Origin of the sequence: Mucilaginibacter sp., assembly GCF_036383575.1 — a bacterium.
Classification (GTDB): Bacteria; Bacteroidota; Bacteroidia; order Sphingobacteriales; family Sphingobacteriaceae; genus Mucilaginibacter.
Genome location: NZ_DASVOB010000158.1, coordinates 1 through 25,324, shown reverse-complemented (window position 1 = coordinate 25,324; position 25,324 = coordinate 1). Strand labels below are relative to the sequence as shown.

Below are 25,324 nucleotides of genomic sequence, written 5' to 3'. Positions count from 1 at the left end.
GCCACCTCTCTCTACAAGGGTAAAAGAGGGGGCTTACCCTCTTTCCGCCAAAGGCGAAGAGAGGGTGGTCAAGCGTAGCGCAGACCGGGTGAGTTGACCGCATTCATTATCGGTATTTTCATAAGCCCTCTCCGAAGGAGAGGGTTGGGCGAGGATCAAATTTACCTGTAGATTTTTGCGATATTGGTGACGCTGTTTTGTCAGTACCTGCTGCGAAAATTGGAGGCCTCAATAAAAATCTCCCAAAAACAACAAAAAACGTGAAAAATATGCGGTGGAAAACGCGGTTAAATCGCCGGTTTAAAAAACGGTAAAATTTACTTCAAAAAGGTTTAGTTGTTGATAATCAGATATTTAACAATGTTTCAATAAAAACACTAAACTGTTGATTTTTAATATGTTTCATAAAATAGCTGTTCCGCGTTTCGGCTCTCAAAAAATGGAACACCTGCGGTTTTTAAAAAGAAGCCAGGTCAGGAAATTTCACTTTTTTTTCGGGAATCAAAAAAATGGGACACCTCATTTGTTACAAGCGAGGGATGTAAATTGAACACCACTTTAACCTGCAGTATCACGCTGATGATCAGGAGGATCATCCATACCGCAAACCATTTAAGCGATAGCCGGGTATCTGCAACAGCCTTAAAAAAGAATCCGGTCATTACCAGCATGGCTAAAGCCATGGCGTATGTAAATTGCTGCCAGCTGCTGATAGGTAAAAACCGAAACACGTAGGTGGAAAACATGGCGCAGCTTCCGGCCAGGCAGGCGAAGGCCATACGCCTGATAAATGCCCATTTGTTCTCTTCAAGCAAAGCCAGCGCCGCAATGGCCATCACTACCCATTTAAAGGCAGCCACAATGTTGGATAGTAAAATGGCGTCGGGCGTAACCGCATAGCCGAATTTTTGTTCAATGAACCATGCTGTTATCATAACTGATACAGCAAAATAAAGAATAGCGGTTACGGCGTTCCGGGTATTAGCGGGCATTAATTAGGTTCGGGGGATTTTGGGTTATAAATGTATGTATTTATAATTTAATAAGGAAAGTGGGAATTGAGTTCAAATGGGGCTGTTTTTGTCAGCAGGAAAGCTTTGGGCGAAACCGGGCAGAACGATGGTGGGTTTGTGGGTAGGGAAGGGCATAGCAAATTTTTGCAGAAGCAGCGGCTTGAGTGGGCGCAGCGGGGCAAAATAATTGCAGCCCGTGGTTCTGGCCGGTTTGCAGGGTAAAGGCTCCGCGATGGGCATCGGGATGGGGTGTGCGGCAAAAAAGCCTCCCTGCTGACTTGATGTTTGGTTACTTTGCATCTAAGGTAAAGTAACAGCCACCCGCGGCAACTGAGCGGGCCAATGATTTTATTATTGACTAATGTACTTTGTTTACCTTGTAGGAGGGAGGCCTTAAACAACAATAGCGACAGGTAAGCCCGTCGCTATTGCGTATACTATATATAGGTGTAACTAAATTACAATCCGAAGGCTGCTTTAACCTGGTCAACGTAATCAAGCTTCTCCCAGGTAAACAGTTCAACTTCGCGCTCAAGCTTGCTGCCGTCGTGTCCAACAAAAGTTTTGATAACGGTTTCGTTTGGTCTGCCGAAGTGTCCATAAGCTGCGGTTTCGCTGTAAATAGGGTTACGCAGTTTGAAACGGGTTTCAATGGCGTATGGGGTCATGTTAAAAATGCCCTCTACTTTTTTGGCGATGTCGCCATCATGCAGCTCAACTTTAGCAGTACCGTAGGTATTTACGTAGATGCCCATTGGCTGTGCTACGCCGATAGCGTATGATACCTGTACAAGTACTTCATCGCACAAACCGGCAGCAACCAGGTTTTTAGCAATGTGGCGGGTAGCATAAGCAGCAGAGCGGTCAACCTTTGAAGGATCTTTACCTGAGAAAGCACCCCCGCCATGAGCTCCTTTACCACCGTATGTATCTACAATAATTTTACGACCGGTTAAGCCGGTATCACCATGTGGCCCGCCGATAACAAATTTACCGGTTGGGTTAATGTGGTACTTAATATCGTCGTTAAAGAAGTGAGCGTATTTAGGGTATTTAGCTTTAACTCGTGGGATCAGGATGCTGATGATATCAGATTTGATCTTGGCCAGCATGGCTTGCTCTTCGTCAAAATCGTCATGTTGGGTTGAGATAACGATGGCGTCGATGCGCTGTGGTTTGTTGTCGTCGCTGTACTCCAAAGTAACCTGCGATTTTGCATCCGGGCGCAGGTATTTGATTTCATTATTTTCGCGGCGGATGGCTGCAAGCTCTACTAATAAAGCATGTGCTATATCAAGGGCAAGCGGCATATAGTTGTCTGTTTCAACAGTAGCATAACCAAACATCATACCCTGATCGCCGGCGCCCTGCTCTTCTTTGGCAGTGCGGTCAACACCCTGATTAATATCTGGCGATTGTTCGTGGATGGCCGATAGCACGCCACATGAGCTGCCATCAAACATATATTCGCCTTTGGTGTACCCGATCTTGTTGATCACTTCCCGGGCAATCTTCTGTACATCCAGATAGGCTTTTGATTTTACTTCGCCGGCTAAAATAACCTGGCCTGTGGTTACCAGCGTTTCGCAGGCAACTTTCGATTCGGCATCAAATGCTAAAAAATGATCAATCAGCGCGTCCGAGATCTGATCGGCCACTTTATCCGGGTGACCTTCTGATACAGACTCTGAAGTAAATAAATATGACATAAAATTTAAATAAGTAAAGTTAAAATCGACTGGGAGGGCTTTAAGACGGATCGAGCGATAAAAAGAAGCATGGTTTTAGCACTTTTTTACGTGGTTGCAATCCGGCCCCATCGTAAAAGGAGCATTAAATCAGTCCACATTCGGGCGGTAAAAATAAAACAAATTTCACAAAGCCGAAAATACATTTACTTTTGACGATTGAAATAATATATATAGTTGAAACGGAAAGCGTTATTTATAATAAACCCAATTTCGGGCGGGAAGAAGAAGGACGGGGTGCCTGAACTGATCAAGGATACTGTAGATGCCGGTATAATGGAGCCGGTTATAGCTTTTAGCGATGGCGTAGCCCATGCGCGGGTGATAGCGGCCGAGGCTGTTGGCAAATTTGATACCGTGGTGGCTGTTGGTGGTGATGGTACAGTTAATGAAGTGGCTTCGGCTATTGTTGATACCGATACATCGCTTGGAATAGTGCCATTTGGTTCGGGCAACGGGCTTTCGAGGTTTTTGGGGATCCCTATGGATACAAAAAGTGCTATTAAAAACCTTGCCTCCGGCCGTACTGAAATTATTGACTCGGCCAGGGTTAACGGGCAGGCATTTTTTAATATGGCGGGTATGGGGTTTGACGCTCACATCAGCGAGATCTTTTCGCACGGTAAAAAGCGTGGTTTTATCAGCTATATAAAATCATCTATAAAAGAGGTAGTTGGCTATCAGCCCCAGAATTATCACATTGATATCGACGGAAAGAAATATGATTATAAGGCATTTATGCTCAGCATAGCCAACTCATCGCAATACGGCAACAATGTGCACATATCGCCCAAAGCAAGCCTACAGGATGGTTTGCTGGATGTTTGCGTAATAAAGCCTTTTCCGCTATGGCGGTTTCCGGAGATGAGCATGCGTATGCTCATTAAGGCTACAGAAAGTTCAAAGTATGTAGAAATTATCCGCGGCAAGCAGATCCTTATAAAAAGAGAACATAGCGGCCCAATCCATTTGGATGGCGAGCCCCAGGTGGCAGGTACCGGTATAGATATTACTATACTGCCAAATTCATTAAAAGTTATAGTTGGCCCATCATTTAAAAACTGATCAATATGGCTAAGAAAAATTTTACAGGCGTAGTTTACTCAACCGACCCTGATTTTCAATACCAGGAAAACGGTGGGGGAGGGGCCGAAACTTTGCCGCCACAGCAGCAAAACTTTAAAATATATCTTGATCGTAAAGGTGGCAGCAAGCTTGTTACCCGTATTTCCGGCTTCATAGGTACCGATGCCGATCTGGAAGCAATAGGGAAAAAATTAAAATCGAAATGCGGGGTTGGAGGCTCGGTTAAGGATGGCGAGATCCTGATCCAGGGCGATTTCAGGGATAAAGTGTTAACATTATTGCAAACCGACGGGTATAAAGCTAAAAAAGCCGGCGGATAATATTAAATAAACATTATAAACCGTAGTTTAACAGAATTATTTGAAATGCGGGTTTTAAAACAAAGGTTACAACTATGTGTTACAAACCTTGCATCATAGTTAAATGGAGCGGGCTCCTTTTATAAACTTTTAAAAAAAGAACCTATTTTTAGCTTGGTAACACAAATTTTATATGTTATCACTTGCTATTTTTAAAAAAAATGGTTTTCATTGCAAATAATTGTGTTGGTTACACACAATAAAATTGTATTGTTGCGTTTATAATCACCAACAATACGCAGAATGATATTCTGTATTAAAAAATTGTAAAGAATAACATAAATGGTTTTTTTAATTCAATAAAATTCTATTTTTGTTATTCCCAACAAACAGCGCATTTTAACTAACTTATAAAATAAACAAAAACAAAAACTAAAAATTCAAAAGTAATGGCAAACGCACCAACAAAACCAACTACTCCTGTTAAGAAAGAAAGCTCAAGTGCATCGGGCATGTTTGCTTCTTTAACTATTCCGATCTGTCTTATTGTTACAACTTTAATCTTTATATTCATTTTAGGTGACCCAAGCCACTTCAAAGGTGGTGACGTAGAGCACGGTTACCCATCAGACATTTTCGGCACTGTCCACAGTGGTGGTGTTATCGTACCGGTGATCATGGGCTTCTTGTTAATGGTTATCGTTTTCTCTATCGAGCGCTTCATCGTTATCAGCAAAGCTTCAGGTACTGGTAGTGTTGACGGTTTCGTAAGAAAAATTCAAGCTCTTTTAAACGCTGGTAACATTGCTGGTGCTTCTGCAGAGTGCGACAAACAAAAAGGTTCTGTTGCTAACGTTATCAAATCAGCATTGAAAAAATATGGTGAAATGGAAGCTGAACCAAACCTTGACGTTGATCAAAAAACTTTAGCTATCCAAAAAGATATCGAAGAAGCTACAGCTTTAGAGATGCCAATGCTTGAGCAAAACTTAACTATCATCGCTACTTTGGTATCTATCGGTACATTAACCGGTCTGTTAGGTACGGTTGTGGGTATGATCAAAGCGTTCTCTTCATTAGCAACTGCTGGTGTACCTAACCAGGTTGAACTATCTTCACACATCTCTGAAGCGTTGATCAACACTGCATTCGGTATCAGTACTTCTGCTATCTCTATCGTTATGTACAACGTGTTCACATCAAAAATTGACAAATTGACCTACGCTATTGACGAAACTGGCTTTAGCATCGTTCAAACATTTGCTTCATCACACAAAAACAAATAAAAATATTAGTGCTAATGCCTTAATGCACAATAAGTAAAGGCAGCAATAGTTAAATACTAATCACTAATATTTTTAAGAGGAAAAAATTGATATGGCAAGGATAAAAGTTCCAAGGAAGAGTACAGCAATTGACATGACCGCGATGTGTGACGTGGCATTCCTGTTGCTTACATTCTTCATCATGACCGCAAAAGTAAAAACCGAAGATCCGGTACCTATTGATATACCAAAATCTTCAATTCAACAGCCGGTACCGGAGTCTGATTTTGCTACAGTATCAGTGGGTAAACAAAAAGCGTTTTTTGGCGTTGAAGGTGTTGATATCCGCAAGGAGATGTTGAACCAAATGGGTACAATATACAAAATGACCTTTACACCCGAAGAGCAAACAAGGTTTTCAACTATCACCTCATTTGGTGTACCAATGAGCCAGTTGAAACAGTTTATCGCTTTATCTGCTGATCAGCAAAAGAAATACGCTCAGCCAGGTATCCCGAGAGATTCTGTTTCTGGTGAACTTACCAACTGGATCCGTCAGGCCCGTATAGCTACAAAAGCTTTGCACAACAAAGAATTGCGTTTAGCTATTAAAGGCGACAGCAAAGAAGAATATCCGGTTATTAAGGATGTTATCGGTATTTTGCAAAAGCAAAAAGTTAACAAGTTTAGTTTAATAACAGATCTTGGTAGCAACAAAAAATAAGAAATCATGGCAGAATTAGATACCTCCGGGGGAGGCAAACACAAAGGCGGGAAGGTTCGCAGTAAGAAGCAGTCAACCCGTATCGACTTAACCGCGATGGTTGACCTGGCTTTCTTGTTGATCACCTTCTTCATCATGACCACTACACTCGCTAAACCAAAAGCGATGGACTTGGCCATGCCTGATAAAGATGAACATACAAAGGATCAGATGGATATTGCCGCTTCACGTTCGATGACCATTTTACTGGGCAGCGATGACAAGTTGGAGTGGTACATTGGCGAGCCAGGAAAATCAGCGCCAACAATTGACAATTTTGGTCCGGACGGACTACGTAAAACGTTAATTGAGAAAAGTAAAGAAGTACAGCAAAAAACAGGCAAATTTATGTTTGTTGTGATTAAGCCAAGCGATAAATCAAAGTATAAAAACATGGTTAGTACGCTTGACGAGATCAACATAGCCAATATTCAAAGCTACGGCATTGTTGATATATCACAGCCGGAGATTGAATTGTTGAAGAAAGACGGCTTGTACAACGATAATAAATAGTATTAAATAACGTTATTAATTTCCATTAAAGCCTTAACAGATGTTAGGATCAAAATTAGACATACTAAAGCAGGAATGGATCGACGTTGTTTTTAGTAATCGTAATAAGGCCTATGGCGCTTACGAGTTAAGAAAAGATAATTCAAAAAATACAACAAAGTCATTAATTATTGCAATTGTAGTATTTGTATTTATAGTTTCTTTGCCAACTATCATCAACAAGATCAAAGGTCTTATCCCAGAGAAAGACCAAAAGGTGAAGATAACAGACGTTGTTCTGTTACCTCCGCCACCGGTTGACCAAACCAAGAAACCACCTCCGCCGCCACCTGAACCACCAAAACCAAAGGTTGACCAGGTACGTTTCCCTCCTCCGGTTGTAAAACCAGATAACGAGGTTAAGGAGAAAGATCCACCAACAGTAAAAGAACTTGCTGTGGCAGATCCAGGTCAGAAAGACCAAAAAGGTGATCCTAACGCCGACATCAGAATTGATGAGCCGGTAGGTAACTCTGACGTTAAACAAGTAGTAGAAGCCGATCCTAACCAGATCTTTACTTCGGTTGAGCAAGTTCCTGAATTTGCCGGCGGTTTAGAGAAATTTGGTCAGTACCTGAGCAAAAACATCAGGTATCCGGCTGTAGCTCGTGAAAACAATACTCAGGGACGTGTAATTTGTACATTCGTTGTGGAAAAAGACGGTTCTTTAACTGACATTAAAGTTGTTAGGGGCATCGGCAGCGGTTGCGACGAAGAAGCAGTTCGTGTATTGAAAAATTCACCAAAATGGAAACCTGGTATACAAAACGGTCGTCCGGTTCGTGTACAATACAGTGTTCCAATCAGCTTTACTTTAGCATCTGAAGAATAAGGAATGCCATTTAATTACAATAAAGAGCAAAAATCGCCCAAAAGGCGGTTTTTGCTTATTTTAGGAACCGCTGCATTTATTTGCTTCGTGGTTTTGGGTCTCATGATCATGTTTTGGGATGCGCTCCCGTTGCAGCTGCAACATTACCAACGCTTACTTTTCGGTGCGTTTATTATAGGTTACGCGATTTTAAGATTTTCAAGATTGTTTAAGAAGGATCAGTATGAAGATTAAATTACAGGTTGCATATGTATTGGTTTTATTTGTTTCAATAGCCGGTTTGCAGGCCTGCAAACAAAAACAAGTAAAATCTGTACCAACCGATGGCTTCAATACAGGAAGGGCAACCTTCGTAGCTGACGAATCTTTTTCGCCTATAGTAGCCCAGGAAGAGTATGTTTACAGAAGCCGGTACCCCAACGCCGATCCTGTATTTGTTTATAAAACAGAAAACCAGGCTGTAAATATGTTGTTAAATGACAGCGTAAGGGTTGCCATATTGTCACGTGAGTTGGATACGGCAGAACGTAATATAATTACCCGCCGTTCGTTGAATGTTGAGGTTTTACCTTTTGCAGTTGATGCAATTACATTGATAGTCAATAAAGCCTCTAACGATACCTCAATTACTGTTGCCGAATTGAAAAAGGAGCTTAACAGCCAGGGCAACGGAAATAAAACTATTGTTTTTGATAACCCAAACTCAAGTTTGGTAAGGTATTTGAAGAACTTCTCTGGAAATAAGGCGTTTAACCAAAAAAATATTTACGCGCTTAAGTCAAATATTGAAGTTATTAAGTATGTGAACGAACATCCGGATGCTTTAGGTATCATTGGTTTTAGTTGGCTTAATAACCCTGAAAAGGCTTACGCAGGGTACGTTGACGGGGTGAAGATCGTGGGGGTTAAGGATGAGGGAAACAAGCAGTATCCCAATGAATATTTTAAACCTTCGCAGGAATCACTTGTCTTAAAACAGTATCCTTTGAGCAGAACATTATATATGATCAACAGCTCAAGCAAGAATGGTTTAGCAGCCGGATTTGTTACGTTCTTAGCGAGTGATGTGGGGCAGCGGATAATATTAAAATCGGGTTTATTGCCTGATTCAATTCCCCCAAGAGAGATAATTTTAAAAAGTAAACTATAACTAAATAAAGATGAAAATGATCAGTAAAATAGCTAAGGCTTCATTAGGACTGGTATTTTTAGGTTCATCATCAGTTTTTGCGCAAAGTCTTGCCGACGCCAAAAAAGCTATTGACGCCGAACAATATCAGAAAGCAGAGTCGATGCTCAAAACGCTTACTACAACTCAACCAACTAAAGATGAAAACTTCTTTTACCTGGGTTGGGTGTACATTAAACAGGACTATTCTGATTCGGCGAAAGTCGTTTTCAATAAAGGGATTGCTGCAAATCCAAAATCAGCATTAAACTATGCCGGTTTAGGTGCTGTTGCCCGTTTAGATAAGGATAATTCTGGTGCTACAACTAACTTTAATCAGGCAATCACTTTGGCTGGTAAGGATGCAAAACCTTATACTTTTGTAGGTTTATCGTACTTATTGCCAACAACTACCGATAAAAAAGTAGCTCCTGCTGATGCAGATGCTGCTATCGCTGTACTTACCAAAGGAAAAGCTATCAATGCAAAAGACGTTGACCTGCTTATTGCTTTAGGTGATGCTTACCGTTCGGTATTAAAGAGCAACGAAGCTTATTCAAACTATTCAGATGCTTCTACTCTTGATCCTAAAAATCCTGCTGCTAAAGTTGCAACCGGTGTTTTATACAAGTTTGCTAATAACTTTGATGGTTCTGAGCAGCAATTTAAAGATGCATTGGCTATCAATGCAAACTACGGCCCGGCTTACCGCGAATGGGCTGAAACAGATTTGCGCTGGTCATTAACTGATCCTAAAATGGCTTCAGCTAAGATCAAAGAGGCTGTTGATCATTACAAACAATACCTGAGCTTAACTGATCAGTCAGTAGAGTCGCAAATGCGTTATGCCGACTTCCTGATCCTTGCAGGTGATTACAAAACCTTACAGCAGGTTACAACCGATCTATCAAAATCAGCAAGCACCAATGCAAGGGTTTATCGTTATCTGGCCTATGCAGCTTTCGAAAACAAAGACTATCAAAATGGTTTAACTGCGATCAATACCTGGTTTCAGAAAGCTGATCCGAAACGTATAATCCCTCGTGATTATTTATACCAGGGCCGTTTGCAGATGGCTGTAGGTCAGGATTCAGTAGGTATCAATACCCTGAAAAAAGCCTTAGAGCTTGACAGCACTCAGACCGATGTTTACGGTGAAATTGCTAAGGCATTATATCACCAGAAAAAATACGAGCAAGCAGGTGATGCTTACCGTCAGGTTACTTTAAAAGCCGGCCGTAATGTTAAATTGACCGACTATTTTTACGAAGGTATCAGCTACTACTTTGGTTATGACGAAAAGAAACCAAATGCCGATTCATTGCTTGTAAGGGCCGATTCAGCGTTTAGCTACGTAAACCAAAAGAGCCCAACCACTGCTGATGGTTACTTGTACCGTGCTTATGTTAACGATATGAAAGAAAAAGATCGTAACAACATTGCCGGTTTTGCAAAGCCATTCTATGAAAAATACATCGAGCTTGTGACTGCTAAAGGTGCCGCTGATGATAAAACAAAGAAGAGCCTTGCTAACGCTTACGCTTACTTAGGTACTTATTATGAGTTCAAAGAAAAGGATGATGCTAAAGCAACTGAAAACTTCACCAAAGCCAGGGAAAGTGACCCGACCAATAAACAGGCGGTAGCTTTCTTCCAACGCAAAGGCGGAGCCGGTAAAAGCAAATAACACAAACTTTAATTGATATAAGGAGGCCTCTTGAAAAAGAGGCCTTTTTTATTTTCGTGATTTACAAAATTGATTTAAGGGGGCAATTCGGTTATCAAGATTGGTAATGAATTGCAGAAATGATTAATAACCTTATAAATCGCACTTTTTTATTATTAAGGCATTAGTATATTTGCAGCATGGAAGCACAAAGTTTACCGGTTAATTATTTACCCATCATATTTCAAATGTTGGTGGCTTTAGGGTTTGTGGTAACAACAATGTTTGTAACACATAAAATCGGGCCTAAAAGAAAAACAAAAGATAAACTGACCCCATTTGAGTCGGGTATCGAGGTAGTGGGTAATGCCCGTACACCAATCTCTATTAAATATTTCCTTGTTGCCATTTTATTTGTGCTGTTTGATGTGGAGGTGATTTTCATGTATCCATGGGCAGTAAATTTTAAGGCTTTAGGTACTGCCGGCCTTATTGAAATGTTCATTTTCATGGCTACACTTTTACTGGGTTTTATCTACGTAATAAAAAAGGGTGCTTTAGATTGGGATTAAATTTAGATTGATTCTAAATATAGTCCCTGTACGCCTATAGTGTACATTTTACATCGTTATTATTGTAAATTTGCTCCCATTATCCACATTTAGTGGATGGTGATTTTTCTATCAATTTAGTTCAATGAGTGATATTCAATTAGTTGATGCCCCTGCCGGAGTTGAAGGCGCCGGGTTTTTTGCTACCTCGCTTGATAAAGTAATAGGCATAGCACGCTCAAATTCATTATGGCCTTTGCCGTTTGCCACTTCATGTTGCGGTATTGAGTTTATGGCCACCATGGCGTCTCATTATGATCTTTCGCGTTTTGGTGCCGAGCGTTTAAGCTTCTCACCACGCCAGGCCGATTTATTAATGGTTATGGGTACTATAGCCAAGAAAATGGCTCCTGTGCTACGTCAGGTATACCTTCAAATGGCCGAGCCCCGGTGGGTGATGGCTGTAGGTGCTTGCGCGTCAAGCGGTGGTATATTTGATACTTACTCCGTTTTGCAAGGTATTGACGAAGTTATACCTGTTGACGTTTACGTACCAGGATGCCCGCCAAGGCCAGAGGCTATTATTGATGGTTTTATGAATATTCAGGAACTGGTGAAAACGGAATCCCTGCGTCGCAGAAATGAGCCTAAATACCAGGAATTGTTAGCTAAATACGGAATTCAATAATGGCTAAGATACCTAACGAACAGCTTATTAAAGCTATAGCCGATAAATTTGATACTTCAGTAACGGTTATTGGCGAGCCGTATGAATTGCTTACTGTTGAAACAGGTCGCGAAACGATCATTGATCTACTTGCTTTCCTGAAAACTGACCCTGAACTTAAATTCATTTTCCTGACAGATATTACAGGTATTCACCACCCTGAACAGGAAAAAACAATAGGCGTTATTTACCACCTGCATAGCCTTACTACCAACACCCGTATCAGGATCAAAGTGTTTTTGGCCGATGCCGATGTACATATCCCAACTGCTACTGTACTTTGGGACGGTGCTAACTGGATGGAACGCGAAACTTACGATTTTTTCGGGGTTATTTTTGATGGGCATCCTGATCTTCGCCGTATTTTGAACGTAGATGATATGACCGCTTTCCCAATGCGTAAAGAGTTTCCTTTGGAAGACCCTAACCGCGTTGACAAGAAAGATTTCTATTTCGGAAGATAACATAATAGAGAATCAAGAAATTGAGAATTTAGAACCAGGAAATAGAGAATTAAGAAGCCAGAACAAGTCTTTATCTTGATTCTACACTTCGTGATTCTTGACTCTAATAACAATACTGATGCAAAATCATCCTGTATATACAGATAACGATCCGCAAAGCGAGCTTTCAACCCTAAACCTGGGCCCCACACACCCTGCAACCCATGGTGTGTTTCAAAATGTGCTCCAGCTTGATGGCGAGCGTATCGTTAGCGGTGTATCAACCATTGGTTATATCCACCGCGCATTTGAAAAAATTGCCGAACATAGGCCATTTTACCAGATCACTCCACTTACCGACCGTTTAAACTATTGCTCATCACCCATTAACAATATGGGATGGCACATGACGGTTGAGAAACTTTTAAATATTCAAACGCCGAAACGTGTAGATTATCTGCGTGTAATTGTAATGGAGCTTGCCCGTATTGCCGATCACATTGTTTGTAACGGTGTATTGGGTGTGGATACAGGCGCTTTTACAGGCTTCCTTTATATGATGGAGCAGCGTGAGGCTATTTACGAAATATATGAAGAGGTTTGCGGCTCGCGTCTTACAACTAATATAGGCCGTATAGGTGGTTTTGAGCGTAATTTCAATAGCCGTGCCTTTGATAAATTGCGCGCGTTTTTAAAGAACTACCCTAAAACTCTTAAAGAGTTTGAAGGCTTGTTTAACCGTAACAGGATCTTTGTTGACCGTACCCGTGATGTAGCCGCCGTGACCGCGGAGACTGCTTTAAGCTACAGCTGGACAGGCCCGCTTTTGCGTGCTGCCGGTGTTGATTATGATGTAAGGGCTATGAACCCATACTCTTCATATGAAGACTTTGAATTTGAAGTACCGGTAGGTGATAATGGCGACGTATACAGCCGCTTTTTGGTTCGTAACGAAGAGATGTGGCAGAGCTTAAGGATCATTGAGCAGGCATTAGCTAAGCTTGATAAAGAGCCGAGCGACATTTTTCATGCCGATGTACCTGAATTTTACCTGCCTCCAAAAGAGGAAGTATATAATAACATGGAAGCTTTGATCTATCACTTTAAAATTGTGATGGGCGAAATTCCAACTCCAACTACCGAGGTTTATCATTCGGTTGAAGGTGCCAATGGTGAGCTGGGCTTTTACCTGGTTAACGACGGTGGCCGTTCGCCATACCGTTTGCATTTCCGCAGGCCAAGTTTCATCAATTACCAGATGTATGCGCCAATGAGCCGTGGTATGTTATTATCAGATGCTATTATTAACATGAGTAGTTTAAACGTTATAGCCGGAGAGTTAGATGCTTAGAGTTGACGAAGCTCAGGAACCGGTTGAATTTTCGCCGGCACTGATCAGCAAATTTGATGAAATAGTTAGCCGTTATCCGCAGGGAAAACAAAAATCGGGTTTACTGCCTATCCTTCACCTGGTACAGGCTGAATTTGGCTGGGTAAGCGCGCCTGCAATGGATAAGGTTGCCGAATATTTGAGCATATTACCTATCGAGGTGTATGAGGTTGCTACATTTTATACCATGTACTTTTTACGCCCGCAAGGTAAGTACGTACTGGAAGTTTGCCGCACAAGCGGTTGCTGCCTGGTAGGTGCCGAAAAGATCATGGATCATATTGAGGAAACCCTTGGCGTAAAAGAAGGTGAAGTTACTCCCGACGGATTATTTAGCTGGAGAGGGGTGGAGTGCCTTGCTGCCTGTGGTTTTGGACCGGTATTGCAAATTGGCCCTGAATATACTTTTTATGAAAACCTGACCAACGAATCGGTAGATAAATTGATCAGCGATTTAAAAGCGAAAGCTAAGAATTAAATTATGGGACGGAAACTACTTTTAGAACATATAAACGTACCCGGCATCAATACATTTGATGTTTACCGCTCAAAAGGTGGCTATGCTTCTGTTGAGAAAGCATTAAAAACCATGTCGCCTGAAGCGATTGTTGAGGAGGTTAAAAAATCAGGTCTGCGCGGCCGTGGTGGTGCAGGTTTCCCTACAGGTATGAAGTGGAGCTTTTTGGCTAAACCAGAAGGCGTAGCACGTTACCTGGTTTGCAATGGTGATGAATCGGAGCCGGGAACTTTTAAAGACCGTTATTTGATGACCTATATCCCTCACTTATTAATTGAAGGCATGATCGTATCAAGTTTTGCGCTTGGTGCAAATACATCATATATCTACCTGCGTGGTGAAATGATGCCACAGGTAAGGATCCTGGAAAGGGCCATTGCCGAAGCAAAAGCAAAAGGTTTCTTAGGAAAAAACATATTAGGCTCTGGTTATGATCTTGAGCTTTATGTTCAACCGGGTGGTGGTGCTTACATCTGCGGTGAAGAAACTGCGTTGTTAGAATCATTGGAAGGTAAACGTGGTAACCCGCGTATTAAACCACCGTTCCCTGCTATTGCGGGTTTATATGGCTGCCCTACGGTAGTTAACAACGTTGAATCAATTGCTGCTGTTGTGCCTATCATTAACGAAGGTGGTGACGAGTACGCTAAAATAGGTATCGGTCGTAGTACAGGTACTAAATTGATCTCTGCAGGTGGTAACCTGAAAAAGCCGGGTGTTTATGAAATTGAACTCGGTGTACCTGTTGAAGAATTTATTTATTCGGATGAGTATTGCGGTGGTATCGCTAATGGCAAACGCCTGAAAGCTGTTGTTGCCGGTGGTTCATCGGTGCCGATTTTACCGGCTAACCTGATCCTGAAAACTATCAATAACGAAGCCCGTTTGATGAGCTATGAGTCATTATCAGATGGTGGTTTTGTAAGCGGTACCATGTTGGGTTCGGGCGGTTTCATCGCTTATGATGAAGATGCCTGTATCGTACGTAATACCTGGAACTTCGCCCGTTTTTATCATCATGAAAGCTGCGGACAATGTTCGCCTTGCCGTGAAGGTACCGGCTGGATGGAAAAAGTATTGCACCGCCTGGAGTATGGCCATGGCAAAATGAGCGACATGGACCTGCTGGTTGATGTATCTAAGAAAATAGAAGGAAATACCATTTGTCCGCTGGGTGATGCGGCAGCATGGCCGGTGGCCAGTGCTATCCGCCATTTTAGGGATGAGTTTGAATGGCACGTAACTAACGCAAGCGAAGCAACTTCAAGAAACTATGGTTTGGCACATTACGCTGATCCCTTGAAAGTTGTAGAGACTGCGTAAATAATAGAGCGTCATTGCGAGGTACGAAGCAATCCCTAACTATACAGGACGTATTGGCAAAGTGTGCTCGTAACGACGACGGTTTTAAACTTCGGTTTAAAAACAGAGATTTTAGAAATTAACAAACGACGTTATTATTAAATGTCAATGAAAGTAACAATAGACGGAATAACCGTTGATGTAGAACCCGGAACAAGCATCCTGAATGCCGCGAGGCAAATTGGGGGCGATATTGTTCCGCCTGCTATGTGCTATTACTCTAAACTGGCAGGTAGTGGCGGTAAGTGCCGTACCTGTTTGGTTAAGGTTACCAAGGGATCTGAAAAAGACCCGCGACCTATGCCTAAACTGGTGGCTTCATGCCGTACCGGTGTTATGGATGGGATGGAGGTACAAAATATTACTTCGCCTGAGGTTGTTGAAGCCCGTAAAGGTGTGGTAGAAATGCTGTTGATCAATCACCCGCTTGATTGCCCGGTGTGCGACCAGGCCGGCGAATGTCATCTGCAGGATCTTGGTTTTGAACATGGCGCCGCTAAAACCCGTTACGAGTTTGACCGTCGCACATTTGAAAAAATTGATATAGGCGATAAGATCCAGTTGCACATGACCCGTTGTATCCTTTGCTACCGTTGTGTATTCACTGCCGATCAGATCACCAATACCCGTTTACACGGTATCCTGAACAGGGGCGATCATTCTGAAATTTCTACTTATATCAGCAAAGCTGTTGATAACGATTTTTCAGGCAACGTGATCGACGTTTGCCCGGTAGGTGCCCTAACTGATAAAACTTTCCGCTTTAAAAACCGTGTATGGTTCACCAAACCGGTTGAAGCACACCGCGATTGCGATAAATGCTGTGGTAAAGTTACTTTATGGTACAAAGGTGAGGACGTGATCAGGGTAACCGGACGTAAGGACGTTTATGGCGAGGTTGAAGAATTTATCTGCAATACCTGCCGTTTCGACAAAAAGAAAACTGCCGATTGGGTAATTGAAGGTCCGCGTAAGGTATCGCACCAATCGGTGATCAGTGCTAACCATTACGAGTTTACGCCACTGCCGGTTGTTAAAACCAACCCGGCACTGATGGAAGCCAATAAAGAACAATTTGAAAGGGAGACCCGCTTATAATGGAAACTACCGATTTAATATTCAGGATCGTACTGATCGTTGTGATTTTCGCTATCAGCCTGGTTGTAGCTATGTACTCAACTTATGCCGAGCGTAAAGTTGCTGCATTTTTCCAGGATAGGATAGGCCCTAACCGCGCAGGTCCATGGGGTATTTTACAGCCCCTTGCCGATGGTGGTAAAATGTTTTTGAAAGAAGAGATCATTCCTACAAATGCTACAGGTTTTCTGTTCATTGTTGGCCCTTCGCTGGCTATTTTAACTGCTTGTATCGGTTCGGCTGTTATTCCATGGGGATCAGCTATCCAAATCGGCGGTCATACTTTTGATCTGCAGGTTACCGATATCAACGTAGGTGTACTGTACATTTTTGGTGTAGTATCATTAGGTGTTTATGGCATCATGATCGGTGGCTGGGCATCAAACAATAAATATTCGTTGTTAGGTGCTATCAGGGCCGCATCTCAAAATATCAGCTACGAAATTTCGATGGGTTTATCCATCATCGCGCTGCTGATGCTTACCGGTACTTTAAGCCTTAAAGAAATTGCCGAGCAGCAACACGGTTTTGCCTGGAACGTTTGGAGGCAACCACTTGGTTTTATCCTGTTCCTGGTTTGTGCCTTTGCCGAAACTAACCGTTCTCCATTTGATTTACCTGAGTGCGAAACTGAACTTGTAGGTGGTTACCATACCGAATACTCATCAATGAAATTAGGTTTTTACCTTTTTGCCGAGTATATCAACATGTTCATCTCATCGGCAGTAATGGCTACCCTGTCTTGGGGCGGTTATAACTACCCTGGTATGGATTGGGTGGCTGCACATGCAGGCCCTACCATTGCGCCGCTTATTGGCGTTGTTGTTTTATTTGGTAAGATCTTCTTTTCTATCTTCTTTTTCATGTGGGTACGCTGGACAATCCCGCGTTTCCGTTATGACCAGTTGATGGATCTTGGCTGGAAAATATTAATACCCTTGGCTATTGCCAATATAGTGCTTACCGGCGTGGGCAGCACATTACTTACACACTTTGGATATTAATCAAATGGAATCATTAAGCAATAAACGAAAAGTACTGGAAGTTAAGCCACTCACTTTATTGGAGCGTGCTTACCTGCCTGTTATTGTTGGCGGCCTGGCCACAACAATGAAACACTTCTTCAAAAAGCCGGTAACCATCAGTTATCCTGAAGAAAAGCGTGAGTTTTCGGAGAATTTCCGTGGTATGCACTCTTTAAAACGTGATGAGAACGGTAAAGAGCGTTGCACAGCCTGTGGCCTTTGCGCGTTATCATGCCCTGCAGAAGCTATTACCATGACAGCTGCTGAGCGCCAGAAAGGCGAGGAGCACCTGTACCGCGAAGAAAAGTATGCCGCTGTTTATGAAATAAATATGCTGCGCTGTATTTTCTGCGGTTTGTGTGAAGAGGCCTGCCCTAAGGAAGCTATTTATCTTGACGGTGATATTGTTCCTGCCGACTACTTAAGGAAGGATTTTATTTACGGTAAAGACAAATTAGTAGAAGCGCCCTTAAATCAATAAAGAAGTTTTATACCTTTGCCCTGCCTAAAAGGGTAAAGGTATTTTGTAAATAAAAACATGAGTACATTTTACTTCATCGCATTTTTGTCCATATTCTTTTCGATATTGGTAATCTCGGCCAAAAATCCGGTACATAGTATCCTATATCTGATCCTTACTTTTTTCACTTTCACCATACACTACATTTTGCTTAACGCGCAATTTTTGGCAATTGTGAATTTCATTGTTTACATGGGGGCAATACTTGTATTATTCCTGTATACGCTGATGCTTATCAACCTTAATAAGGAATCGGAACCTGTTAAACCATTTATGGTTAAGGTAGCCGGTGTTTTTGGCGGCGGCATTTTAGCTGTTGCTGTTGCATCATCGCTTAAACTGATAGGCACATCAAATCCTGTATTGTTACAAAACCCCGATCTGGGCCTTGTGAAAAACCTGGGTAAAGTATTGTTCAACGAATTTTTATTGCCTTTTGAAGTATCGTCGGTATTGTTGTTATCGGCAATGGTAGGAGCGGTATTATTGGCCACTAAAGAAAAAGAACCTAAAGCAGCATAATGGAAAGTTTAACAAATACTATGCACGCCGTGCCGCTTAATCATTACATACTGTTAAGCACAATCATTTTTGCAATAGGCGTAATGGGCGTATTGATCCGCCGTAATGCTATCGTGATCTTCATGTCGGTTGAGTTGATGCTTAACTCGGTTAACCTTTTGCTTACCGCGTTTTCGGTATACAGGGGAGATGCTACCGGGCAGGTGTTCGTATTTTTTATCATGGCGCTGGCCGCTGCCGAAGTTGCAGTAGGTTTGGCTATCATCGTGATGATCTACCGTAACACTAACTCAATTGATATCAACGTACTGAACAGGTTGAAGTGGTAGGTTTTGATTTCGGATTTCGGAGTTTTGATTTCGAAATTGAATGATTGACTGAATAAAAAAATATTAAACGTCATTGCGAGGTACGAAGCAATCCCCAACTATACAGAGATGTTTGAAAGGGCTTACTTAATCCTGGTAATGAAGGATCTGATAATTTAAAACGTATAACGTAACACGTAAAACGTACAACATCGAACATGGATAAATATATCTGGCTTATTCCTATATTACCGTTAGCCGGTTTTGTTATAAACGGACTTGGCCGTAATTCGTTATCAAAAAGTGTAATTGGCTTTATTGGCAGTTTGCTGGTACTGGTATCATTTGGTTTAAGTCTTGCGGTTTTCTTCCAGGTTAAATCAACGGGAGCAGCTATCAACGTTAACTACTTTACATGGTTTGCAGTTGGTGCGCTGAAATTCCCTTTCGCGTTTTTGATCGATCAGTTAAGCTCTATCATGCTACTGATCATTACAGGCGTTGGTTTCCTGATTCACCTGTATTCTATAGGTTATATGCATGACGACGAAGGTTTCGGAAAGTTTTTTGCTTACCTGAACCTGTTCGTGTTCTTCATGCTTTTGCTGGTTTTAGGCTCAAACTACCTCATCATGTTTATTGGATGGGAAGGCGTAGGTTTATGCTCATACCTGCTTATCGGTTTCTGGTTTACCAACCCGGATTATGCAGATGCTGCCAAGAAAGCTTTCGTAATGAACCGTATCGGTGACCTTGGATTTTTATTAGGCATCTTTACTATAATTTATGTTTTCGGTAGTATTCAGTTTGCGGAGATCTTTCCAAAAGCTGCTACCATGAAATCAGGTGCTGGTCCGCTATTTATAATCACGATATTATTGTTTATCGGAGCTTGTGGTAAATCAGCGCAATTGCCTTTATTTACCTGGTTGCCTGATGCGATGGCCGGCCCAACCCCGGTTTCGGCTTTGATCCACGCTGCTACCATGGTTACAGCTGGTATCTACATGATTGCCCGCTCAAACATATTCTACACTTTATCTCCCGATACGATGGAGATCATAGCTTATGTAGGCTTGGCAACGGCACTCATCGCGGCACTTATAGCATTAACACAAACAGATATAAAAAAGGTATTGGCTTATTCAACAGTATCGCAATTAGGGTACATGTTTTTAGGCCTGGGTGTTGGCGCTTATACAGGGGCTTTCTTCCACGTGTTAACACACGCTTTCTTCAAAGCTTTATTATTCCTTGGTGCAGGCTCTGTGATCCACGCTATGAGTGGCGAACAGGACATGCGTAAAATGGGCGGGTTAAAAGGAAAGATCAAGGTTACCTTCGCTACCATGATGATCGGTACTGTTGCTATCGCGGGTATCCCTCCGTTTGCTGGTTTCTTCTCTAAAGACGAGATCCTGGCGCATGCTTATGCACACAACCCGGTATTTTGGGCTGTTGGTGCATTTACCGCATTGCTTACCTCTTTCTACATGTTCAGAATGATGTACCTTACTTTTTACGGAAAGTTTCGCGGTACGCATGACCAGGAACATCACTTGCACGAATCGCCTCCAACAATACTGGTTCCGCTTATTATCTTAGCTATCCTTTCTATTATAGGTGGTTGGATCGGTGTGCCGGAAGTTATGGGCGGCCATCATGAACTGGAGCATTTCCTTGCGCCGGTATTTGCTAAGTCGACCGCAATCCTGGGCGAGCATCATATGTCTGCCAGCCTTGAATGGGGTTTAATGGGCGCATCAGTTGCGTTGGCTTTAGCAGCAATGCTTTACGCCTATGTTAAATACGCCAAAAATGGCAGCGTTCCGGTTGCAGATACCGAGGAGCGCCCTGCATTGACCAGCTTATCATACCACAAGTTTTACCTTGACGAGCTTTATGACGTGATCGTTCGTAAACCGCTCGACTGGCTTTCAGACTTCTTCTATAATATTATAGAACGTTTGGGCATTGATGGATTGGTGAACGGGATTGGTAAAGGAACAATTGAAACCAGTAAAGGTCTGCGTCTGCTGCAAACCGGTAACGTAGGTTTCTACATATTCATAATGGTACTGGGAATTATCGCGGTATTACTGTATAGCGTATTTGGATTAACTAAAATATAAACGATAAGCGTTTAGCAACATAAAAATGACCGTTAGTATATTACTTTTTTTGCCAATAGTTGCCGCTGTTATAACTGCCCTGCTAAAAAACGGGATAGCTAAACATGCTGCATTATTTTTCTCTGTTGCCCAACTGGTAATAGCGCTTATATTTTTAAGCAAATTTGTTCCGGATGCGTCAACTCAATTTGTTATTGATGCACCATGGATCAGCAGTTATGGAATTTATTTCAGTGCCGGTATCGACGGGATCAGCATGGTGCTGGTTTTATTGACCTCAGTGCTTGTACCATTAATTATTTTAACAACCTATCAGCACCAATATAAAAGCGAGGGTGCTTTTTATGGCCTCATTTTGTTTATGCAGGCCGGTATGCTGGTTGTGTTCACCGCCCTCGACGGATTTTTATTTTACGTTGGATGGGAAGCGGCGCTGATCCCTATCTATTTCATCTGCGCCCTTTGGGGCGGTGAAAACCGGATCCGTATCACCATTAAGTTTTTCATTTACACGTTTGCCGGTTCACTGTTTATGCTGGTGGGTATTATCTACCTGTACCTGCAATCACCCGACAAAACGTTCGACATCCACAATTTTTATAAAATGACTTTGGATGTTAAACACCAGAACTGGATCTTCTGGGCGTTCTTCCTGGCTTTCGCTATTAAAATGCCTTTGTTCCCTTTCCATACCTGGCAGCCGGATACTTATACCGAAGCGCCATCAGGCGGTACGATGATGTTATCAGGTATCATGCTTAAAATGGGTATTTATGGTGCTATCCGCTGGATGATCCCTAACGCTCCGCTTGGTTTTTTCCATTTCCAAACTTTGGCTTTGATCCTCGGTGTTATCGGTGTGGTATATGCTTCTATCATTGCCTTTAAACAAAAAGATGGTAAGCGTCTTATAGCTTATTCTTCGATTGGACACGTTGGCCTTATAGCCGCAGGTATCTTTGCCTGGAATATTGCCGGTGTTCAGGGTGCCGTGATCCAGATGCTTAACCACGGTATCAATGTTGTTGGTATGTTCTTCATCTGGGACATTATCAGCCGTAGGTTAAACACCCGCGAGATAAGCCAGCTGGGCGGTATCGCGAAGGTAGCTCCAAGATTCGCAATTGGTTTCCTTATTATATTATTAGGTACCGTAGGTTTACCGCTTACCAATGGTTTTATTGGTGAGTTCCTGTTACTGAAAGGTGTATTTGATTTTAGCGTGCAACACTATGTAAATCTTGTATTGGCATCTGTAGCCGGCTTAACCATCATTTTTGGAGCGGTTTACATGTTACGCTTGTATAAAAATGTAATGCAGGGCGAAACCAATGCACTTACAGCAACCTTTACTGATGTTAGCGGTACCGAAAAGTTTACGTTGTGCCTTATTTGTGTCCTGGTGATTGTATTAGGCGTTTATCCTCAGCCTATTCTGCATATATCTGAGGCTGCGGTAACGCAACTGGTAAATCAGGTAAGTTCAAAGTTTACAATGTAGGTTTAAGATTTTAAAGAAAAGAATGAATACTATAATCATCATATCTGTTTTACCTATAGTGCTGCTGTATTTAGGGTTATATAAAGCGCAAAAGGCTTTGCTTCCTGTTACTGTTATAGGATTACTGGCTGCTTTAGGTTTTGCAATTTGCCAATGGACTTCAAAAGATACCGCGCAGCCGCTTTATACCGGCATGTTGCTGTTCAATAATTTTTCTGTTGTATTTTCAAGTGTTACTATCATATCTACTATCCTGATCCTGCTGCTGTCAAAAGGCTACTTTGAAAGGATCAGCAGGCACACTGCCGAGTATTATGCCATTATCCTGTTTTCGTTAGCGGGCATCATCGTCATGGTGTCATTTAATAACCTGGTGATGTTGTTTATCGGCATCGAGATCATGTCTGTTAGCTTATACATTTTGGCGGGTATTAAAAAGAGCGATTTTGCATCAAACGAAGCAGCTTTAAAATATTTCCTGATGGGTGCTTTTTCAACCGGCTTTCTGCTGTTTGGCATGGCTTTGTTATACGGATCATCAGGTTCATTCAATATGGATGCTATCAGGGAGTATGTAATCAATCATCCGCATATCGACCCGATGTTTTATACAGGCATTGCCCTTCTAATAGTAGGTTTATGCTTTAAGGTAGGTGCTGCTCCGTTCCATTTCTGGACGCCGGATGTATACGAAGGTGCACCGACACTGATCACTGCGTTCATGTCTACAGTTGTAAAAACAGCGGGTTTCGCAGCCTTCCTGCGTTTGTTCTCTGCCTGTTTCCAGCCATTATCAGATTTCTGGACGCCAATATTATTGGTAATTACTATCATCACTTTATTTATAGGCAACATCACTGCTTTATACCAGCAAAGCTTTAAAAGGATGCTCGCATTTTCAAGTATCTCCCATGCGGGCTACCTGTTATTTGCTATTGTATCATTAGGTGCAGCTTCAGGTAATTCGGTGTTTGTTTATGCTACGGCCTACTCAATAGCTTCAATCATCGCATTTGGCGGTTTAATATTGGTACAACAACAAAGCGGAAGCGACAACTTTGAAAGCTTTAACGGACTTGGTAAAAAGAACCCTTTCCTTGCTTTGGTATTAACGGTAGCTATGCTTTCATTAGCTGGTATCCCGCTTACTGCAGGCTTCATTGGTAAATTCTTCATGTTTTCGGGAGCGGTAAGCCGTTACCACATCGGTTTGGTTATTATTGCCGTAATTAACGCTATCATTAGTATTTTCTACTATTTCAGGGTTATCATAGCAATGTATTTCCGTGACGGCGAACGTGCAGAACTTACGGTGCCGGTTTACTACAAAGTTGTATTTGCAGTTTCGGCCTTAGCTACAATCCTTATAGGCGTTTATCCCGATCTTATAGCCCGTTTCATATAATCAGTATTAATAACTGCAAATTGATATAATATTTGTAGTTTTACAGATATAGTGAATGGAAAGTTTTTGGGAATACCTTCAAAATTTAACTGACGCTCAATCCATAATAAGCAGGGGTGGTTTTTATCTCTTGCTTATTGTTGTTTTTGCCGAAACCGGTTTATTCTTTGGTTTCTTTTTACCCGGCGATTATCTGCTGTTTATGGCGGGTTTGTTGTGTGCGGCGGGTAAAGTTGATGTTTCTATAACTACACTGGTGCTATCGTTAATTGGGGCCGGTGTATTAGGCAATTTTACCGGGTATTGGTTCGGTTACCGAACGGGGCCGGTATTATTCAATAAAAACGACTCACTCTTTTTCAAACGCCGCTACGTGGTGCTGGCCAGTGAGTTTTACAACAAGCATGGGGGGATGGCGCTTATTTTAGGGAGATTTTTCCCTATTGTTAGAACATTTGCTCCTATATTTGCAGGAGTTGTTAAGGTTGATATTAAAAGATTTTCAATTTATAACCTTATTGGCAGCGTAACCTGGGTTTGCGTATTTACTTTAAGTGGTTTTTTTTTAGGTAGAAGGTTTCCCCAATTAAAAGACTATTTGCAATATATCATACTTGGATTGATCGTAGTTACAACAATTCCGCTGGTTATTGCTTATCTTAAAAAGAAATTCGCTGAAAAAAACGAAAAAACTGATTAGTTAATAAATTTTATATAATTTAAGAATAAATGAGTACTCAACATCCATGGCACCAGGTTTCGCCAGGTGACAATATTCCTGAAGTAGTAAATGCTATCATTGAAATCCCTAAAGGTTCAAAAGCGAAATATGAAATTGATAAGGAATCGGGTTTGTTAAAACTCGACCGTGTATTATTTTCATCTGTAATGTATCCTGCTAACTATGGCTTTATTCCGCAAACTTATTGCGACGATAAAGATCCTTTGGATATTCTTGTGCTTTGTTCAATTGACGTTTTCCCGATGTCGATCATTGAAGCCAAAGTAGTAGGTGTGATGCACATGGTAGATAACGGCGAGCAGGATGACAAGATCATCGCTGTGGCTAAAAATGATATGTCGGTAAATTACATTAACGACTTAAATGAATTGCCTCCGCATGCCATGACCGAAATTGTTCGCTTTTTTAAAGACTACAAAAAATTAGAAGGTAAAAACGTAACCATCGAACATTTGTTGGGTGTACGTTATGCTCATAAAGTGATAAATGAGAGTTTGGAGCTGTACAAGTCTACGTTCCCTGTGTATCAATCATAAAATAAATGGACCCCGCACATTACGAGATTAGTTTATTTTACATTTTCGCTACCATATTTTTGGTTTTACTCAATGGCTTTTTCGTAGCCGCGGAGTTTGCCATGGTAAGGGTTC

General features: G+C 41.8%; 27 protein-coding genes. 25 read left to right on the top strand and 2 right to left on the bottom strand.

The genetic code is table 11. The features are described from left to right. Positions 1–473: 473 nt before the first annotated feature. Positions 474–992 carry a hypothetical protein gene (locus VF500_RS05845; protein ID WP_330858764.1) on the bottom strand — a complete coding sequence of 173 codons (519 nt, stop codon included), beginning with the start codon at positions 990–992 and terminating at the stop codon, positions 474–476. Positions 993–1,058: 66 nt separating this feature from the next. Here VF500_RS05845 and VF500_RS05840 point away from each other — a divergent pair, with 66 nt between their 5' ends. Beyond that, positions 1,059–1,235, top strand: a complete 177-nt coding sequence (locus VF500_RS05840; RefSeq protein ID WP_330858763.1) for a hypothetical protein — start codon at positions 1,059–1,061, stop codon at positions 1,233–1,235. A gap of 236 nt (positions 1,236–1,471) precedes the next feature. Here VF500_RS05840 and metK read toward each other — a convergent pair whose 3' ends face one another. Beyond that, positions 1,472–2,722 (bottom strand): methionine adenosyltransferase, encoded by a 1,251-nt coding sequence (gene metK, locus VF500_RS05835; protein WP_330858762.1) that lies wholly within the window; start codon positions 2,720–2,722, stop codon positions 1,472–1,474. A gap of 216 nt (positions 2,723–2,938) precedes the next feature. Between metK and VF500_RS05830 the strand changes: the two genes are divergently transcribed. The 24 genes from VF500_RS05830 to VF500_RS05715 all read left to right on the top strand — a co-directional run bounded on the left by VF500_RS05830 (position 2,939) and on the right by VF500_RS05715 (position 25,210). After that, positions 2,939–3,826 (top strand): diacylglycerol kinase family protein, encoded by an 888-nt coding sequence (locus VF500_RS05830; protein ID WP_330858761.1) that lies wholly within the window; start codon positions 2,939–2,941, stop codon positions 3,824–3,826. Between the two features lie 5 nt (positions 3,827–3,831). Further along, a complete protein-coding gene (locus tag VF500_RS05825) occupies positions 3,832–4,167 on the top strand; it encodes a translation initiation factor (RefSeq protein WP_330858760.1) in 336 nt (111 codons plus the stop codon). 428 nt (positions 4,168–4,595) lie between these two features. Next, positions 4,596–5,432 (top strand): MotA/TolQ/ExbB proton channel family protein, encoded by an 837-nt coding sequence (locus tag VF500_RS05820; RefSeq protein WP_110587042.1) that lies wholly within the window; start codon positions 4,596–4,598, stop codon positions 5,430–5,432. A gap of 91 nt (positions 5,433–5,523) precedes the next feature. Next, positions 5,524–6,135, top strand: a complete 612-nt coding sequence (locus tag VF500_RS05815) for a biopolymer transporter ExbD (protein WP_330858759.1) — start codon at positions 5,524–5,526, stop codon at positions 6,133–6,135. A gap of 6 nt (positions 6,136–6,141) precedes the next feature. Further along, positions 6,142–6,687 carry an ExbD/TolR family protein gene (locus VF500_RS05810; protein WP_110587044.1) on the top strand — a complete coding sequence of 182 codons (546 nt, stop codon included), beginning with the start codon at positions 6,142–6,144 and terminating at the stop codon, positions 6,685–6,687. A 40-nt stretch (positions 6,688–6,727) separates the two neighbouring features. Further along, the gene (locus tag VF500_RS05805; protein WP_110587045.1) at positions 6,728–7,558 is read left to right on the top strand and encodes an energy transducer TonB; all 831 of its coding nucleotides are present in this window, start codon (positions 6,728–6,730) and stop codon (positions 7,556–7,558) included. A 223-nt stretch (positions 7,559–7,781) separates the two neighbouring features. After that, entirely contained in the window at positions 7,782–8,708 is a 927-nt protein-coding gene (locus VF500_RS05800) for a substrate-binding domain-containing protein (protein WP_330858758.1), read from the top strand. 16 nt (positions 8,709–8,724) lie between these two features. Then, complete coding sequence (locus VF500_RS05795) at positions 8,725–10,413, top strand: hypothetical protein (RefSeq protein ID WP_330858757.1); 1,689 nt, start codon at positions 8,725–8,727, stop codon at positions 10,411–10,413. Positions 10,414–10,592: 179 nt separating this feature from the next. Further along, the gene (locus VF500_RS05790; protein ID WP_330858756.1) at positions 10,593–10,964 is read left to right on the top strand and encodes an NADH-quinone oxidoreductase subunit A; all 372 of its coding nucleotides are present in this window, start codon (positions 10,593–10,595) and stop codon (positions 10,962–10,964) included. Positions 10,965–11,088: 124 nt separating this feature from the next. Next, positions 11,089–11,631 carry an NADH-quinone oxidoreductase subunit B gene (locus VF500_RS05785; protein ID WP_091175781.1) on the top strand — a complete coding sequence of 181 codons (543 nt, stop codon included), beginning with the start codon at positions 11,089–11,091 and terminating at the stop codon, positions 11,629–11,631. After that, entirely contained in the window at positions 11,631–12,134 is a 504-nt protein-coding gene (locus tag VF500_RS05780) for an NADH-quinone oxidoreductase subunit C (RefSeq protein ID WP_330858755.1), read from the top strand. The genes VF500_RS05785 and VF500_RS05780 overlap by 1 nt, the downstream gene beginning before the upstream one ends. A gap of 118 nt (positions 12,135–12,252) precedes the next feature. Further along, on the top strand, positions 12,253–13,464 hold the full coding sequence (locus VF500_RS05775) for an NADH-quinone oxidoreductase subunit D (protein ID WP_243485797.1): 1,212 nt from the start codon (positions 12,253–12,255) through the stop codon (positions 13,462–13,464). After that, positions 13,457–13,981, top strand: a complete 525-nt coding sequence (gene nuoE, locus VF500_RS05770; RefSeq protein ID WP_090533912.1) for a complex I 24 kDa subunit family protein — start codon at positions 13,457–13,459, stop codon at positions 13,979–13,981. Before VF500_RS05775 ends, nuoE begins: the two co-directional genes overlap by 8 nt. A 3-nt stretch (positions 13,982–13,984) precedes the next feature. Continuing rightward, complete coding sequence (nuoF, locus tag VF500_RS05765) at positions 13,985–15,343, top strand: NADH-quinone oxidoreductase subunit NuoF (protein ID WP_330858754.1); 1,359 nt, start codon at positions 13,985–13,987, stop codon at positions 15,341–15,343. Between the two features lie 147 nt (positions 15,344–15,490). Beyond that, complete coding sequence (locus tag VF500_RS05760) at positions 15,491–16,480, top strand: 2Fe-2S iron-sulfur cluster-binding protein (protein WP_371825407.1); 990 nt, start codon at positions 15,491–15,493, stop codon at positions 16,478–16,480. Beyond that, positions 16,480–17,523, top strand: a complete 1,044-nt coding sequence (gene nuoH / locus VF500_RS05755; RefSeq protein WP_330858753.1) for an NADH-quinone oxidoreductase subunit NuoH — start codon at positions 16,480–16,482, stop codon at positions 17,521–17,523. Before VF500_RS05760 ends, nuoH begins: the two co-directional genes overlap by 1 nt. Positions 17,524–17,527: 4 nt before the next feature. Next, positions 17,528–18,025, top strand: coding sequence for a NuoI/complex I 23 kDa subunit family protein (locus VF500_RS05750; RefSeq protein ID WP_091217133.1), 498 nt, complete (start codon positions 17,528–17,530; stop codon positions 18,023–18,025). A 57-nt stretch (positions 18,026–18,082) separates the two neighbouring features. Next, complete coding sequence (locus VF500_RS05745; protein ID WP_121224156.1) at positions 18,083–18,586, top strand: NADH-quinone oxidoreductase subunit J; 504 nt, start codon at positions 18,083–18,085, stop codon at positions 18,584–18,586. After that, positions 18,586–18,915, top strand: coding sequence for an NADH-quinone oxidoreductase subunit NuoK (gene nuoK, locus VF500_RS05740; protein WP_090533902.1), 330 nt, complete (start codon positions 18,586–18,588; stop codon positions 18,913–18,915). The genes VF500_RS05745 and nuoK overlap by 1 nt, the downstream gene beginning before the upstream one ends. Positions 18,916–19,112: 197 nt before the next feature. Beyond that, on the top strand, positions 19,113–21,026 hold the full coding sequence (gene nuoL / locus VF500_RS05735; RefSeq protein ID WP_330858752.1) for an NADH-quinone oxidoreductase subunit L: 1,914 nt from the start codon (positions 19,113–19,115) through the stop codon (positions 21,024–21,026). Positions 21,027–21,051: 25 nt separating this feature from the next. After that, complete coding sequence (locus VF500_RS05730) at positions 21,052–22,527, top strand: NADH-quinone oxidoreductase subunit M (protein ID WP_330858751.1); 1,476 nt, start codon at positions 21,052–21,054, stop codon at positions 22,525–22,527. Between the two features lie 22 nt (positions 22,528–22,549). Continuing rightward, on the top strand, positions 22,550–23,932 hold the full coding sequence (locus VF500_RS05725; protein WP_330858750.1) for an NADH-quinone oxidoreductase subunit N: 1,383 nt from the start codon (positions 22,550–22,552) through the stop codon (positions 23,930–23,932). Positions 23,933–23,987: 55 nt separating this feature from the next. Then, positions 23,988–24,632, top strand: a complete 645-nt coding sequence (locus VF500_RS05720) for a DedA family protein (RefSeq protein ID WP_330858749.1) — start codon at positions 23,988–23,990, stop codon at positions 24,630–24,632. 29 nt (positions 24,633–24,661) lie between these two features. Then, positions 24,662–25,210, top strand: a complete 549-nt coding sequence (locus VF500_RS05715; RefSeq protein ID WP_112575925.1) for an inorganic diphosphatase — start codon at positions 24,662–24,664, stop codon at positions 25,208–25,210. Positions 25,211–25,324: the final 114 nt, after the last annotated feature.

Bases quoted from the DNA above. Each gene is read 5' to 3' on its own strand.
- VF500_RS05745 (WP_121224156.1), top strand. From the start codon at position 18,083: ATGAGTACATTTTACTTCATCGCATTTTTGTCCATATTCTTTTCGATA.
- VF500_RS05730 (WP_330858751.1), top strand. From the start codon at position 21,052: ATGACCGTTAGTATATTACTTTTTTTGCCAATAGTTGCCGCTGTTATA.
- VF500_RS05715 (WP_112575925.1), top strand. From the start codon at position 24,662: ATGAGTACTCAACATCCATGGCACCAGGTTTCGCCAGGTGACAATATT.
- VF500_RS05805 (WP_110587045.1), top strand. From the start codon at position 6,728: ATGTTAGGATCAAAATTAGACATACTAAAGCAGGAATGGATCGACGTT.
- nuoH (WP_330858753.1), top strand. From the start codon at position 16,480: ATGGAAACTACCGATTTAATATTCAGGATCGTACTGATCGTTGTGATT.
- VF500_RS05845 (WP_330858764.1), bottom strand. From the start codon at position 992: ATGCCCGCTAATACCCGGAACGCCGTAACCGCTATTCTTTATTTTGCT.
- VF500_RS05825 (WP_330858760.1), top strand. From the start codon at position 3,832: ATGGCTAAGAAAAATTTTACAGGCGTAGTTTACTCAACCGACCCTGAT.
- VF500_RS05810 (WP_110587044.1), top strand. From the start codon at position 6,142: ATGGCAGAATTAGATACCTCCGGGGGAGGCAAACACAAAGGCGGGAAG.
- metK (WP_330858762.1), bottom strand. From the start codon at position 2,722: ATGTCATATTTATTTACTTCAGAGTCTGTATCAGAAGGTCACCCGGAT.
- nuoE (WP_090533912.1), top strand. From the start codon at position 13,457: ATGCTTAGAGTTGACGAAGCTCAGGAACCGGTTGAATTTTCGCCGGCA.
- VF500_RS05820 (WP_110587042.1), top strand. From the start codon at position 4,596: ATGGCAAACGCACCAACAAAACCAACTACTCCTGTTAAGAAAGAAAGC.
- VF500_RS05775 (WP_243485797.1), top strand. From the start codon at position 12,253: ATGCAAAATCATCCTGTATATACAGATAACGATCCGCAAAGCGAGCTT.
- VF500_RS05720 (WP_330858749.1), top strand. From the start codon at position 23,988: ATGGAAAGTTTTTGGGAATACCTTCAAAATTTAACTGACGCTCAATCC.
- VF500_RS05760 (WP_371825407.1), top strand. From the start codon at position 15,491: ATGAAAGTAACAATAGACGGAATAACCGTTGATGTAGAACCCGGAACA.
- VF500_RS05800 (WP_330858758.1), top strand. From the start codon at position 7,782: ATGAAGATTAAATTACAGGTTGCATATGTATTGGTTTTATTTGTTTCA.
- VF500_RS05725 (WP_330858750.1), top strand. From the start codon at position 22,550: ATGAATACTATAATCATCATATCTGTTTTACCTATAGTGCTGCTGTAT.
- VF500_RS05785 (WP_091175781.1), top strand. From the start codon at position 11,089: ATGAGTGATATTCAATTAGTTGATGCCCCTGCCGGAGTTGAAGGCGCC.
- VF500_RS05815 (WP_330858759.1), top strand. From the start codon at position 5,524: ATGGCAAGGATAAAAGTTCCAAGGAAGAGTACAGCAATTGACATGACC.
- VF500_RS05790 (WP_330858756.1), top strand. From the start codon at position 10,593: ATGGAAGCACAAAGTTTACCGGTTAATTATTTACCCATCATATTTCAA.
- nuoK (WP_090533902.1), top strand. From the start codon at position 18,586: ATGGAAAGTTTAACAAATACTATGCACGCCGTGCCGCTTAATCATTAC.
- nuoF (WP_330858754.1), top strand. From the start codon at position 13,985: ATGGGACGGAAACTACTTTTAGAACATATAAACGTACCCGGCATCAAT.
- VF500_RS05780 (WP_330858755.1), top strand. From the start codon at position 11,631: ATGGCTAAGATACCTAACGAACAGCTTATTAAAGCTATAGCCGATAAA.
- VF500_RS05795 (WP_330858757.1), top strand. From the start codon at position 8,725: ATGATCAGTAAAATAGCTAAGGCTTCATTAGGACTGGTATTTTTAGGT.
- nuoL (WP_330858752.1), top strand. From the start codon at position 19,113: ATGGATAAATATATCTGGCTTATTCCTATATTACCGTTAGCCGGTTTT.
- VF500_RS05750 (WP_091217133.1), top strand. From the start codon at position 17,528: ATGGAATCATTAAGCAATAAACGAAAAGTACTGGAAGTTAAGCCACTC.